The following is a 13245-nucleotide window of genomic DNA, read 5'->3' as shown; positions in this document are numbered from 1 at the left end:
CACTCGCGACGCTGGCCGCGATCAAGCTGTGATCTACCGCACCTCGCATCACCCGAGGTCAGACCGTGTGCCACCGGGTCGCCGAGCGGCAAAACCCACATGCGGGGTGCACTCGCGCGCGCGAACAGTCAAAATGTCCCCGTGGCACAACCGACGACGCAGCTGAACGCGACCGAGCAGGACACCCTGGTCAAGCAGATCGGCCTTGCCCTGCTCCGTGCCGCCCCGCGCGACTGGCGCAAGGTCTCGGCGGAATACCGAGCCGTCGGGAGGTACCACGAGCTGACCGGCGAGATCGTCACCGAAGACGGCACGGTGCACGAGTGGCTCGCCACCCACGACATCGCGACCCTCTTCGGGCGGTTACGCGGCGGCATGTACCGCGACGGCCGCGGGACGTGGTTCAACGCGCGCTACCAGCTCGACCACCCGTCCAGCTACAACCTCGAGTACAACCGCGACGAGCCGGTGTGGAACCTCGCGCCGCCGCCGCAGGCCTACTCGGACGAGCTGCGGATGTTCCCGCGCACCGAGGACAACGTGCCCGAGTGGCTGATCCGGCGGATGTCCGGGCTCGGCCCGGAGCAGCCGGGGCCGCACTTCCGGATCGCCCGGATCTTCGACACGATCGGCCCCGCCGGCCGTCCGGTGATCAACCGCCCCGACCTCGAGGTCGAGGAGCAGGACCGGCTGCTGGAGTACCTCGACCACGCGCCGCTGGTCGTCACCGAGCGCGGGTACGACATCGACCGCCTGGCCGCGACGCCCGAGGCCACCGTGCCGGTCGCCTTCCACAGCGACGGGCAGTGGATCTGGCCCGCCGCGGTCAACTTCTACCTGCGCAAGTACGGCGTTTCCCCCGAGTCTGACCTGGTCGAGCACGTCCGCGCGGTCGGCTTCTCGCTGCCACCGGTCGACGAGCCGACGCTGCAGGCCGCCGGCGCGTACCTGACCCGCGGCAACCAGCCGCCCCCGCAGCAGCAGCGCCCGGGCGGCCCGCCGCCGCAGGGCCCGCCGCCCGGACCGCCGCCGCAGGGGCCGCCGCCCCAGCAGGCACCCGCGGGCCCGCCGCCGACCATGGTCGCGCCGGCGGTGCCGGTCCCGCCGGTCCCGCAGCACCAGGAGCCGCCCGCACCCGTGGAAGCGCCGCCGGCCGCGGCGCACGCCCCCGAGCCGGAGGCCCCGGCCGAGGAGCACGCGTACGCCGAAGACGCGGAGTTCGCCGAAGAGGGCTACGACGACCAGGAGTTCGACGACCGCTTCGCCGAGGAGGACTCCTACGGCGAGGGCGAGTACGAGCACTCCGAGCACGCCGCCGGCGCGAACGGCACTTCGCCGGAGCCGGGCCGGGTGCCCGACCTCGAAGAGACCGCGGAGTACGTCCCCGACCAGCCGATCGGGCACGGGGAGGAGCCTCGCGACGGCGCCCACGCGCCGGGCCGGTTCGGCGACGAGCAGGAGCCGGAGCCCACTTCCCACCACGAGGACGACGAGCACCCCGCGTTCGACGCCGGCACCCATCGCGACGACGAGCCGGCGCACGCCGCGTTCCAGCCGGACGAGGCCGAGTCCGCGGCCGACGCCTTCCCGGGCCGGCCCCGCCAGGACGAGGAGTCGTTCCAGCCGCCGGAGCAGCCCGCGTTCGACCCGGGTCCGCCGACCATGATCACGCAGTCGGAAGTGCCGGGCGTGCTGCCGGTGCCCGAGCCGACGATGCCGCCGCGGCCGGCCGTCCCGGCACCGGCTCCCGAGCAGCCCCGCTCGGGCCGCCGCGCGCTGCGCCGCGAGACCCCGGACCACCCGGTGCTCGCCGGCCTGCAGGCCAAGCTGGACGAGCTCGAGGTGCCCGAGAGCGGCTACAAGCTGGGCGAGCCCGCCGAGCACGGGTGGAGCGTCGAGCAGGTCGACGACGGCTGGCGCGTCGGCTGGTACGACGGCAAGCTCAGCAACCCCGCGGTCTTCGGTGACGCCGAGGACGCGGCCGCGTTCATGCTCGGCAAGCTGCTGCTCAACCCGGAGGGCCACGTGCCCGAGCCGGAACCGGAGCCCGAACCGGAGCCCGAGCCCGAGCCGGAACCGGCGCCGCAGCGGGTCGTCGCGACGCTGTCGCCGGAGGTCGCGACCGGGTCGTACCCGGTCCGCAAGCCGGAGCCGCCGGTGCCCGCCCAGGAGCAGACGGCGTTCACGAGCGCCGAGGAGCTGTTCGGCGACCTGGAGGACGACGAGCCCCCGGCCCCGCCGACGCCGCCGCGTCAGCCCGTGCCGGTCCCGGCCGGGCCGCCGCCGCTGGCCCAGCAGCAGGCCGGGCCGCCGCCCGCGGCCCCCGCGCCGCCCCGGCGCGAACCGCCGTCGACGCCGACCGTCCTGGCGTCCCCGGTGCCGCCGGGTGCCCCGCCCGCCGGGGCTCCGCTCGGTGCGCCGCCCGCCCCGCCACGTCGTGAGGAGCCGGCCCGCCCGGCCGTCAACGGCGGTGGCGGCGGTGCTCAGCAGCAGTGGCCGATCGGGCCGATGGCCGGTGAGCCGCCGCTGACGCTGTTCCGCGGCAAGGAGCTGCGCGAGCTGCCCGCGGGCAGTGAGCTGGACCGCTTCGGCGGCCCGACCGGCAACCTGACGTACGCCGCGGGCACGCCGTTCGCCGAGCGGTCCCTGGTGCCCGAGTGGGTGAACCGGCCGTACCACGTCTACCGCGTGCAACGGCCGCTCGAGGCGCTGGCCGGCGTCGCGATCCCGTGGTTCAACCAGCCGGGCGGCGGGTCGGCGTACCTGCTTCCGGCGTCGATCGAGGAGCTGGTCGCCGAGGGCGACCTGATCGAGCTCGACCCGGGCGAACCCCCGATCGACTGAGCTTCTTCGAAGGCCCCGGCGCTGCCGGGGCCTTCGTGGTTTCAGCGGATGACGAGCCCGTGGGCGGCGGCGAAGGCGATGGCCGTCTCGACGTCCACTTCGGCGCCCCGCAGGTTCGCCTGGACCAGGGCGTTCGCGTCGAGGCGTGCGCCGCGCAGGTCCGCGCCGTCGAGCTTCGCGGCCTGGAGGCGGGCGCCGGTCAGGTCGCTCCCGCGCAGGTCGGCGCCGGTGAGGTCGGCCTCGGTCAGGTTGGCTTCGCGCAGCCGCAGCCCGGACAGGCCCAGCTTGCGCAGCCGCGCTTTCGCGAGCGACGCCAGCGACAGGTCGCACTCGGTGAGGGCGATGCCGCCGAACCCGCACTCGGCGAACGACGAGCCGAGCAGCGAGCACGACGTCCAGCGGCTTTCGACCAGCACCGAGCGGTCGAAGGTGCACGACCGGAACGCGGACGCGTCGTGCCGCGAGCGCGAGAGGTCGGCCCGCCCGAACACGCAGTCGTCGAAGGTGCAGCCGCGCGTGCGCAGCCCGCTCAGGTCCGCCCCGGTGAAGTCGCACCCGGTGAACCGGCGCTTTTCCCACCACTGCCCGGACAACACCGCTTCGCGGTAGTCCTCCCCCGTCTCCAGCACGGCCCCAGGGTGCCACACCCGCGTCCGGCTAGAGCTTCGCACCCTGGACGTAGTTCATGGCCTCGACGTACTCGGGCAGCTGCGCGCGGCGCGCCATCTCGGCTTCGTCCAGGTCCTCCAAGCGGGTCTGGATCCACCACAGGTTTCCGAAGGGATCCCGCACGCGGCCGACGCGGTCGCCGAAGAACAACACCGTCTGGCGCGTCACTTCGGTCGCGCCCGCCGCGATCGCGCGCCGCTGGGTTTCTTCGCTGTCCGGCACGTAAAGCCGCAAGAAGGCCGGGGTGTCCGCCCAGTCGTCCGGCGAGTCGAACGCCATCACGACGGCATCGCCGATGCGGACCTCCGCGTGGCCGATCTTCCCGTCTTCGCCGGCGACGCGGCCGAGCTCCTCGGCGTCGAAAGCGCGCTTCAGGAAGTCGAGCAGGCCGGCGGTGTCGTGGCCGATGATCCACGGGGTGACCGTCGTGTAGCCGGCGGGAACCATGTTTCCTCCTCGGTCGGTGTGGCCCCGACGATAAGGTCGAAATAGGACAGTTCCTGACCGCTGCATACTGGGCTCATGGGAGTTCCGCTGCGGCCGCTGGCGGCGCGGTCGGTGTACCGCGAAGTCGCGCCTCCGGCCGCTTTGGCCGGCGTCCTGGCCTGCGGCTGGCACGGGCAAACCGGCTGGGCGCGGCCGCTGCGCGTGCTCCCGGACGGCTGCGCGGACCTCGTCTGGGACGGCGACGCGCTCACGGTGGTCGTCACCGTCGGCGCTCCCCTGCGGCTGTGGGTGCCCGCCGACGCGTCGCGAGTCGGCGTGCGGCTGCGGTGCGGGGCCGCGGCCGCCGTGCTCGGCACATCGATGCCGGAGCTGCCCGCGGGCGCGACCCGGCTGAGCGACCTCTGGGGTGCCGACGCCCGTCGCGCCGAAGAAGCCCTCGCTGCCGCCGATCCCGAAGCCCAGCGCGGAATCCTCGAAACGCTCGTCGCTCGCCGGAGTGCGACGCCGGACCGGCGGGTGCTGGCCGCCGTCCGGGCTCTCGGCGCGGCCACGCGGACGTCCGACGTCGCCGTGGGGATCAGCGAACGCGCGTTGCGGCGGCACCTCGTCCACGCGGTCGGCGCCGGGCCCAAGCAGCTGCACCGCGTCCGGCGGTTCCAGCGGTTCCTGCGCCTCCTCGAGCCCCTGGTCGCCGGGCGGACGTCGCTGGCGCGCGCCGCCGCCGAACTCGGGTACGCCGACCAGTCGCACCTCGGCCGCGAATGCCGTCGCCTGTCCGGTTCCTCCCCGGCCGCGCTCGTGCGGGTGGCCGAAAAGTTCCAGACGCCCGCCCCGCCCGTGCGCCACGATCGCCGGCATGTTCCGAGTCACCATCGCGGTGCGCGCTGACGACCTCGACGTCAACGGCCACGTCCGCGGCCCGGCCTACCTCGCCTACGCCGACCACGCACGCTGGGTGTGCGTGCGGGCCGCCGGCATCGACCCCGCCGAGCTGACCGCGCGCCGGATCGGTCCGGTCAACCTGGAGACGACCGTGCGGTTCCACCGCGAGCTCGTCCCGGGCAGCGAGGTCTCGGTAAGCTGCGAATTCCGTTACGGCGAAGGCAAGACCTCGCGGGTCGAGCAGGAGTTCCACGCGCCGGACGGGACGCTCGTCGCCTCGGTGTCGTCGGTGTCGGGGCTGCTGGACCTCGACCGGCGGCGGCTGCTCCCGGACCCCGGCGAGTACTGGCGGGAGCTGGCCGCCCACCCGGAGCTGCTGGGCCTGGCGCCGAAAACCGGGTGATCTTTCCCGGCCCCCTCACTACGGTGGCGCCGTGCCCGACCACGACTACGTCGATCCCTACCTCGCCTCGCTCTACGACGTGATGAACCCGCGCGAGAGCAGCGGCGACTTCGCGTTCTACCTGCCGATGATCATGGCCGCGGAGTCGGTGCTCGACGTCGGCTGCGGCACCGGTTCGCTGCTGCACTGGGCGCGCGAGTCCGGCCACGCGGGACGGCTCGTCGGCCTCGACCCCGCCGAGGGCATGCTCATCCAGGCCCGCCGCCGGGACGACGTCGAGTGGGTGCACGGCGATTTGTCGACCGCCGCTTGGGAAAGCGAGTTCGATTTCGCGGTGATGACCGGGCACGCGTTCCAGGTGCTCCTGACCGACGACGAACTCCGCACGGCGTTCTCGGCGATCCACCGCGCGCTGAAGCCGGGTGGCCGGTTCGGGTTCGACACGCGCAATCCCGCCGCTCGCGGCTGGGAACGCTGGACGCCCGCGCACGTCTGGGAGGCCGGTGAGGTGCGGTCGTGGAACGACGCCGGGCCCTTCGAGAACGGCTACGTCAGCTTCACGACGACGTACGAAAGCCCTCAGTGGGACGCGCCGCAGTACAGCGAAAGCACGTTGCGCTTCCTCGACATCCCTTCCCTGACCGGCTTCATCGAGGACGCCGGGCTGGTCGTCGACGAGCAGTACGGCTACTGGGACCGCACCCCCGTGACCGGCGACAGCCCGGAGATCGTCACGATCGTCCGGCGCCCGCTCACCGGAAGTCCCGCGACTTCGCCTTGATCCGCATGGGCAGCGCCTCGACGCGGTCGGCGAGCACGCTGACCACGCCGTCGGCCTTCTCCACCACCCCGCGGATCAGCAGCGCCGGGCTCGCGCGCGCGACGCGGTGGTAGCGCTGCCACAGGCCGAGCGTGCAGATCACGTTGACCATCCCCGTCTCGTCCTCGATGTTGAGGAAGGTGACACCGCCCGCGGTCGCCGGGCGCTGCCGGTGCGTGACGGCGCCGCCGACCAGCACGCGCACGCCGTCGTCGAGGTCGGCGAGGCCGTTCGCCGGGACGACGCCGAGCGCGTCGAGGCGGTCGCGGATGAACTGGGTCGGGTAGCTGTCCGGCGATACCCCGGTGGCCCAGACGTCCGCCGCCGCGAGGTCGATGCCGTCCATCCCGGGCAGCGTCGGCGCCGACCCGCCGACCAGGCCCGGCAGCTTCTCCGGGCGTTCCCCGGCGACGGCGCCCGCGGTCCACAGCGCCTGACGGCGGTCGCCGCCGAACCCGGCGAACGCGCCGGCCGTGGCGAGCGCCTCGATCTGCGGGGTCTTCAGCCGCACGCGGCGGGCGACGTCGGCCATGTCGGTGAAGTCGCCGTTCGCCTGCCGTTCGGTGACGATCCGCTTCGCGACGTCCTCGCCGATCATCCGTACGGTGCTCAGCCCGGTGCGGACGTCGTGGTACTTCCCGCCGCCCGGCTCCAGCGTCGCGTGCGGCAGGCTGCGGTTGATGTCCGGGCCGTGCACGGTGACGCCGTGCCGCCGGGCGTCCGCGACCAGCGACTGCGGTGAGTAGAACCCCATCGGCTGAGCGCGCAGCAGGCCCGCCAGGAACGCGTCCGGGTGGTAGAACTTGAAGTAGGCACTGGAAAAGACCAGGTGCGCGAAGCTCAGCGCGTGGCTCTCCGGGAAGCCGAAGTTCGCGAAAGCCTTGAGCTTCAAGAAGATCTTCTGCGCCAGCTCGTCTTCGACACCGTTCGCGGCGGCGCCTTCGAGGAACCGCTGACGCAACCGGTCCATCTTCCGGTCCGAGCGCTTCGAGCCCATCGCGTGCCGCAGCTGGTCGGCCTCCGCCGCCGTGAAGTCGGCGACGTCCAAGACGATCTGCATCATCTGCTCCTGGAACAGCGGCACGCCGAGGGTCTTCTCCAGGGCCGTCGCCAGCAGCGGGTGGTCGTAGTCCCACTCCTCGATGCCCTGCTTGCGGCGGATGTACGGGTGCACCGAACCGCCCTGGATCGGGCCGGGCCGGATCAGCGCGACCTCGACGGCTAGGTCGTAGAACTTGTCGGGCTTGAGGCGTGGCAAGGTGGCCAGCTGCGCGCGGCTTTCGACCTGGAACACGCCGATCGCGTCGGCGCGGCAGAGCATGCCGTAGATGTTCTGGTCGGTGAGGTCCAGCTCGGCGAGGTCGATCTTCTCGCCCTTGTACTCCTCGACGAGGTCGAGCATGTAGTGCAGGGCCGAGAGCATGCCGAGGCCGAGCAGGTCGAACTTGACGAGCCCGGCGGCGGCGCAGTCCTCCTTCTCCCACTGGATGACGCTGCGGTTTTCCATCCGCGCCCACTCGACCGGCACGACCTGGCTCACGGGTTCGTGGCACATGACCATCCCGCCGGAGTGGATACCCAGGTGCCGCGGGAAGTCCTCGAGCGCGAACGCGAGCTGCACGACCTCGTCCGGGATGTCGTGGTCGTGGTCCTTTTCGGTGCTGCGCAACGATCCCCAGCGGTCGATCTGCTTGCTCCAGGCGTCCTGCTGCCCCGGCGAGTAGCCCAGTGCTCGCGCGGCGTCGCGGACGGCTGACCGGGCGCGGTAGGTGATCACGTTCGCGACCTGGGCGGTCCGCAGGCGCCCGTGCTTCTCGAAGACGTACTGGATGGCCTCCTCGCGGCGGTCGGACTCGATGTCGAGGTCGATGTCCGGGTAGCCGTCGCGGTCCGGGGCGAGGAAGCGCTCGAAGAGCAGCTTGTTGGCCACCGAGTCGACCTTCGTGATGCCGAGCGCGTAACAGACGGCCGAATTCGCGGCCGAACCCCGGCCCTGGCAGAGGATTTTGTGGTCGTTGCAGAACTTGACGATGTCCCAGACGATCAGGAAGTAGCCGGGGAAGCCGAGCTGCTCGATGATTTCCAGCTCGTGCTGGATCTGCTCGTTGGCCTTTTCTTCGTGTTCCTTGCCGCCGAAACGCTCCTCCGCGCCCTTTTTCGTCAGCTCGCGCAGGTAGGTCGCTTCGGTGTGGCCTTCGGGGACGTCGAAGGGCGGCAGCTTCGGGGCGATCAGCTTGAGCGGGAAGGCGCATTCCATGCCCAGCAACGCACTGCGGCGGACGGCGCCGGGGTAGCGCCGGAACAGGACGTCCATTTCGGCGCCGCTGCGGAGGAACGCCGTTCCGGCGGCGGGCAGCCAGCCTTCCAGCTCGTCGATCCCGCGACGGGCGCGGATGGCGGCGAGCGCGTCGGCGAGCGGGGCACGTTCCGGACGGGCGTAGTGCGCGGCGGTGGTGGCCACGGTCGGGAGGCCCAGTTCGCCGGCGAGCTTCGTCAGGACGTCGTTGTGGGTGCTGTCGAGCGGCTGGCGGTGGTCGGTTAGCTCGACGTAGACGTTGTCCTGGCCGAACCGGTCTGTCAGTTCCTTCAGTTTCTCCGCGGCGGCCGCCGGGCCGTGCGTGACGAGGGCGGTGCGCACCGCGCCTTTGCGGCAGCCCGTCAGCACCACGCACTGCCCGGCGACCTCCTCGGCGACCGCACCGAGGTCGTAGCTGGGCTTGCCCTTCTCGGCGTGCTCGTGGATCTGGCCGGCGGTGATGGCGCGGCAGAGGGCTCGGTAGCCCTGGTCGCCGCGGGCGAGCAGCAGGAGGTGCTCGCCTTCGGGGTCGGCGACGCCGTTCTGCGGGCCCTGGAGGCCGAAGCTGAGCTCGGTGCCGAAGACGGTGTTGACGCCCAGTTCCCGCGCGGCCTCGGCGAAGCGGACGACGCCGTACATGCCGTCGTGGTCGGTGAGCGCGATGGCGTCGAGCTGCAGGCGCGCGGCTTCTTCGACGAGCTCTTCGGGATGGCTGGCGCCGTCGAGGAAGCTGAAGTTGGAGTGGCAGTGCAGCTCGGCGTAGGGGACGCGGACGGTTTCGCCGCCGTCGTCGTTGCGCCGGGTGGGGAGGTTCTGTGGCCGCTGGTAGGCCTCGCGCTTGCGGCCCCAGGCGGGGCTGTCGCCGTGGTCGCCGGGAGGCACCCCGCCGGCGAGGGTGCGGGCGAGGTCCTTCCAGCGGACGGGCGGGTTGTTCCAGCCCATTCAGCGGCTCCCGGGCTCTTCGGTTCCCTGCGCCTCCCGGCGGCGACGGTGCCAGTTGCTGGGGTGGTTCCAGCGGCTCCGAGCCTCGGCGTCACTCATGGGGCGCGGCTCCGCCGCCGGGGTGGCCGGGTGATCCTCCGCCGCATCGGTGCGTCGTCGCCGGTCGGCGGGTCCGCTCAGGCGGCAGCCGTTCTCCTTCGACGAGCGCGGAACCGGCAGCATGATCACCGGGCACACCCACTCTTCCTCGGCATCGGGCAGCTGTCCGCGCACCGACCAGCTTTCGCTCGCCGCGTCACCCACCTCCGCGGCAGGTGCCGCGTGGTGGTCGCCGGCTGCTGGAGCCGGAACCTCTCGCAGCCATTCGCGCTCCTCTTCGGCTCGGCGGGGCGTTGCTCCCGGTTCGGCTCGCAGCCAGGCTCGGAGCTTTCGTGCGTAGTCCTCGTCCATGCTCAGTCGTACACTCCCTCGACCGTCCACAGTGGATTTTCCGTGCCCGCGCAGTGCACCAGCACCGCGTCGGGCGGGTCGTCCGGCTCGCCCGCGATCAGCAGCTGCAGCCGCGCGCGCCGGGGGCCCGGTCTTCGGCGGTCACCCGCCACCGGCCACGGCCCCGCCCACCCCACGACCTCGCGGTGCGGGCCGCCGGTGATGCTCAGCCCGCGCGGGACCGCCGTCAGCTGCTCGCGCGCCGTGATGCCCACCGGCCTGCCCTCGGCGTCGAAGACCTGGGCCGGCACCGGGCGGTCGAGGACCGTCGCGGGCGAAGGAGCCGGCAGCCGTCCGGGCCAGGTCGCGTCCGCGGGCGCCGACTGCTCGCGCGGGTCACCCCACGGCACCAGCCGGACGCGGCCCGCCGGGTCGCGGCCGCCGTCGAGCAACGGCGTCACCACTCCCCCCGGCCCGAGCAGTCCCTGGACCCGCACGAACGCCCGCGCCGCGCGTTCGTCGTCCTCGTCGGAACGGCCGTTCCGCCACAGGTCGAGCTGCAGCGACCGCCCTTCGACGACCTCCTCAGGCTCCAGCCGCAGCCGCACCACACCCGAAGTCGGACGCCGGCCCGGCGCCGCGCGCAGCCAGCCTTCGAACTGCCAGCGCACGCGGTCGGCGACCCCGGCGGGCGTCAGCGGTTCCGCGCACCGCCACGCGCGGCCGAGGTGTTCGCCCTCCTCGGTGACCGCGTAGACACCGAGCCGTGTGCAGGCCAGACCGTGCCCGGCGAGCCCGGCGCAGAACCGCGTCGCGAGGCCCTTGGCGAGGAAGGCCGCGACGTCCACCCGCTCGACGACCGGGTCGAACTCCTCGGTGAGCGTCAGTTCGGGCGGCGGCCGGCGCCGCAGCGGCGGACGTTCGGAACGGCCCCGCGCCAGCCGGTGCGCGAGCACGCCGTCGGCACCGAAGCGGTTGACGACGTCGCGCTCGGGAAGTTCAGCGAACGCGCCGAGCGTCCGCAGTCCGAGCCGGCGCAACAGGTCGACGAGCTCCGCGCGCTCGGCGCCGGGCTGGTCGAGCTCGGTGACGGGCAGCGGCGCGAGGAACTCGGCGACGCGCCCGGGTTCGACGAACTCCCCGCACCGCGCGGCGAGCGTCGCGGCGAAGAGCCCTTCGGCGACGCCGACCTGGCACTCCACGCCCGCCGCGGCGGACACTTCGTCGACGAGCCGTTCGACGAGGGCGTGCTCCCCGCCGAAGTACCCGGCGGCACCGTCGACGGGGACGGCGACGAGCCCCGGCCGCACGACCTCGACCCCGACGACGAGCGCCTCGACCGCCCTCGCGACGGCTTCGAAGAGCCGCGCGTCCCGGCCGTCGTCGGCGGCGAAGACGGCCAGGTCCGGACAGTTCGACTGCGCCTCCCGCCGCCGCATTCCCCGCCGGACGCCGTTCCGCCGGGCACCGGCATTGCTCGCGACAACCCGGTTCGCACTGAAAACAGCGGCGGGCGCGGTGACGGCAACGCCCTCAACGGCCGCAGCGGCGACCACGGGCCAGTCCGGGCACCAGAGGACGAGCATCCGGGTGGGGAGGTCGACGGAACGCCGCTGCGCGGGGACGGTCATGCGGCCTCCCCGAGTGAGCGGCGGAAGCCGGCCAGGCGGCGCGCGTGGCCAGACAGTCGACTCACGTGCCCACAGAGTCGGCTGGCGTACCCGGCGGGTCGACTCACGGACCCAGACAGCCCAGAGGGTCGGCTCACGGACCCAGAAAGTCGGCTCGCGTACCTGGAAGATCGGCTTGCCTGGCTGGCGGGCCAACACGGGGACTTGGGGACATGGTGCTTCGGGCGGCGGGGGCCGTCCGGGGAGGGAGTCCGCTGGGGATGCCAAGTCATGCCGTGGCCTCCTCGTGGACGGAGCCGCGAGGTTCGGCCGGCGACGGCGCACCGGCGGAGCCGGGGAGCGCGAGCGAAGCCGAGAGCGGGCGGGCCGCCGCGCCGCGGCCGTGGACCCGTACCGAAGCCGTTCGCTCGCGCAGGTGGCCGTAGCCGTCCGACAGGCCGGACCACGCCGAAAACCGGCACGACAGCTCGACGTCCGCTGCCGGCCACGCCCCCGACGCCAGCAGCACCGCCCCGCGGTGCCGGGCCCGGGCCGACAGCCGCCGCGCCACGGCCGGCTGTACCTTCTCCGCGTTGACCACCACCAGGTCGACGCCGTCGAGCAGCGCCGCCACCACCGCCGGGAGCTCCACGCCCGGGTGTGGGACCAGCGCCACCCGGGCGAGGTCCACGCCATACTCGGACGCCGCCGCCAGACCCAGCGACGGGAGGCCGGCCACGGCCGCCCACGACCCGGCGCTGGTGGCTTCGGCCAGCAGCGCGAACACCAGCGATGTCCCCCCGTGGACCGCCACGGTGCTCCCGCGCCGGAGCCCGCCCGCGGGCAGCAGCCCGGCGAGCGCCGGGACGACCGGGAGCACCTTCCCCGTCGCCCGGGCCCGCTCGGCCTGGGCCGCGACCCGGCTCGCCGTGCTGACCCCGGGCAGGGCCGCCAGCCGGGCCACCGGCGGCTCCACCACAGCGGTCACCGCACGCACCTCCCCACCACGGACTAGGCCGGCGGTCGGGCCTCTCCCAAAACACGACCGACGGCACTGGTTCGCCGCGGGGAAGGCGGCGGTTTCACATCGAACACGTGTTCGATGTGCTCAAGTCAACCGCGAACCGCCCGACCTGTCAAGTCACCCACCAGTGGGCAACGAACCGGGCTGCGGACGACAGAAACCGCAGGCCACGGGCAGAATCGCCACCGAAGCAGCACCCTGCCCCGGCAATGCGGTTGCCCCCGCCGAGCCTCGGTCGCTAAACAGTCCCCTGTGGAGCTCACCGAAGTCCGGCCCGAAGACTGCCCGGAACTGCTCGTCCTGCAACGCTGCTGCTGGGTCCAGGAGGCCGTCCTCAACGACACCCTCGACATCCCCGCGCTGCACGAAACCCTCGAGGACGTCCGCGACTGGGCCAAGACCTGGTCGGTGTGGGTCCTGCGGCAGGACCACCGGCTGGTCGGCGCGGTGCGGGCCCGGCTCGAAGGCGACCGCTGGGAGCTCGGCAGGCTGATGGTCGCGCCCGATCTCGCCGGCCGCGGGCTCGGCCGCCGGCTGCTCGAGCACGCCGAGGCGCACGCACCCGCCGAGGCGCGCCGGTTCGCCCTGTTCACCGGCGCCCGCAGCACCCGCAACATCACGCTCTACCAGCGGGCCGGCTACCGGCTCACCGACGCGCCCGCGGCCGGCGGCCACATCAGCGGCGCCGTTTACCTGGAGAAAGAAGTCACACAGCGCTACTGAGCCATTCGTCGCCGAGCCGGCCGCAGTCACGGCCGAATGGTTTCGTGGCAACGGTTCCTTGCCTCGGGGCGGGCGGCCTGCTTCCGGCCGGATCGGCGAAAAAGCCGGTCCGCCCGCCTGACGCTGCGGCGTCGGCTAGATTCCCCGGTGGACTTC

Annotated in this window: 11 protein-coding genes; 5 read left to right on the top strand and 6 right to left on the bottom strand. The window is 73.0% G+C overall.

The genetic code is table 11. The features are described 5' to 3' along the window. The first annotated feature begins 99 nt into the window (after window positions 1-99). Window positions 100-2844: a glycohydrolase toxin TNT-related protein gene (locus AA23TX_RS44985; protein WP_155548972.1), complete on the top strand. Its 2745-nt coding sequence runs from the start codon at window positions 100-102 to the stop codon at window positions 2842-2844. 41 nt (window positions 2845-2885) lie between these two features. Here the strand turns inward: AA23TX_RS44985 and AA23TX_RS44980 are convergent, their stop codons facing one another. Together AA23TX_RS44980 and AA23TX_RS44975 are read right to left on the bottom strand one after the other, a co-directional pair. Next, a complete protein-coding gene (locus tag AA23TX_RS44980; protein WP_155548971.1) occupies window positions 2886-3473 on the bottom strand; it encodes a pentapeptide repeat-containing protein in 588 nt (195 codons plus the stop codon). A gap of 28 nt (window positions 3474-3501) precedes the next feature. After that, entirely contained in the window at window positions 3502-3960 is a 459-nt protein-coding gene (locus AA23TX_RS44975) for a VOC family protein (RefSeq protein ID WP_155548970.1), read from the bottom strand. Window positions 3961-4035: 75 nt separating this feature from the next. Here AA23TX_RS44975 and AA23TX_RS44970 point away from each other — a divergent pair, with 75 nt between their 5' ends. From AA23TX_RS44970 to AA23TX_RS44960, 3 genes are read left to right on the top strand one after another with little or no spacing between them, the layout of a single operon-like run. Further along, window positions 4036-4848 (top strand): helix-turn-helix domain-containing protein, encoded by an 813-nt coding sequence (locus AA23TX_RS44970; protein WP_155548969.1) that lies wholly within the window; start codon window positions 4036-4038, stop codon window positions 4846-4848. Next, on the top strand, window positions 4817-5245 hold the full coding sequence (locus tag AA23TX_RS44965; RefSeq protein ID WP_196425884.1) for an acyl-CoA thioesterase: 429 nt from the start codon (window positions 4817-4819) through the stop codon (window positions 5243-5245). The genes AA23TX_RS44970 and AA23TX_RS44965 overlap by 32 nt, the downstream gene beginning before the upstream one ends. Before the next feature lie 31 nt (window positions 5246-5276). Beyond that, a complete protein-coding gene (locus AA23TX_RS44960; protein WP_155548968.1) occupies window positions 5277-6026 on the top strand; it encodes a class I SAM-dependent methyltransferase in 750 nt (249 codons plus the stop codon). Here the strand turns inward: AA23TX_RS44960 and AA23TX_RS44955 are convergent. From AA23TX_RS44955 to imuA', 4 genes are all read right to left on the bottom strand, one after another. Next, entirely contained in the window at window positions 5998-9303 is a 3306-nt protein-coding gene (locus AA23TX_RS44955; protein WP_155548967.1) for an error-prone DNA polymerase, read from the bottom strand. The two genes, AA23TX_RS44960 and AA23TX_RS44955, sit on opposite strands and share 29 nt — an antisense overlap. Continuing rightward, window positions 9304-9753, bottom strand: a complete 450-nt coding sequence (locus AA23TX_RS44950; protein WP_155548966.1) for a hypothetical protein — start codon at window positions 9751-9753, stop codon at window positions 9304-9306. Window positions 9754-9755: 2 nt separating this feature from the next. Further along, entirely contained in the window at window positions 9756-11363 is a 1608-nt protein-coding gene (locus AA23TX_RS44945; RefSeq protein WP_500676498.1) for a DNA polymerase Y family protein, read from the bottom strand. Window positions 11364-11631: 268 nt separating this feature from the next. After that, window positions 11632-12330, bottom strand: a complete 699-nt coding sequence (gene imuA', locus AA23TX_RS44940) for a DnaE2-dependent mutagenesis accessory factor ImuA' (RefSeq protein ID WP_155548965.1) — start codon at window positions 12328-12330, stop codon at window positions 11632-11634. Window positions 12331-12618: 288 nt separating this feature from the next. Between imuA' and AA23TX_RS44935 the strand changes: the two genes are divergently transcribed. Continuing rightward, window positions 12619-13089: a GNAT family N-acetyltransferase gene (locus AA23TX_RS44935; RefSeq protein ID WP_155548964.1), complete on the top strand. Its 471-nt coding sequence runs from the start codon at window positions 12619-12621 to the stop codon at window positions 13087-13089. Window positions 13090-13245: the final 156 nt, after the last annotated feature.

The sequence above is a fragment of the Amycolatopsis camponoti genome, from assembly GCF_902497555.1.
Lineage (GTDB): Bacteria > Actinomycetota > Actinomycetes > Mycobacteriales > Pseudonocardiaceae > Amycolatopsis > Amycolatopsis camponoti.
This window is presented reverse-complemented; position numbering and strand designations above follow the sequence as displayed.

Coding starts and splice junctions, on each gene's coding strand:
- AA23TX_RS44985 (WP_155548972.1), top strand. CDS start 100: ATGCGGGGTGCACTCGCGCGCGCGAACAGTCAAAATGTCCCCGTGGCA.
- AA23TX_RS44975 (WP_155548970.1), bottom strand. CDS start 3,960: ATGGTTCCCGCCGGCTACACGACGGTCACCCCGTGGATCATCGGCCAC.
- AA23TX_RS44970 (WP_155548969.1), top strand. CDS start 4,036: ATGGGAGTTCCGCTGCGGCCGCTGGCGGCGCGGTCGGTGTACCGCGAA.
- AA23TX_RS44965 (WP_196425884.1), top strand. CDS start 4,817: ATGTTCCGAGTCACCATCGCGGTGCGCGCTGACGACCTCGACGTCAAC.
- AA23TX_RS44955 (WP_155548967.1), bottom strand. CDS start 9,303: ATGGGCTGGAACAACCCGCCCGTCCGCTGGAAGGACCTCGCCCGCACC.
- AA23TX_RS44950 (WP_155548966.1), bottom strand. CDS start 9,753: ATGGACGAGGACTACGCACGAAAGCTCCGAGCCTGGCTGCGAGCCGAA.
- AA23TX_RS44945 (WP_500676498.1), bottom strand. CDS start 11,363: ATGACCGTCCCCGCGCAGCGGCGTTCCGTCGACCTCCCCACCCGGATG.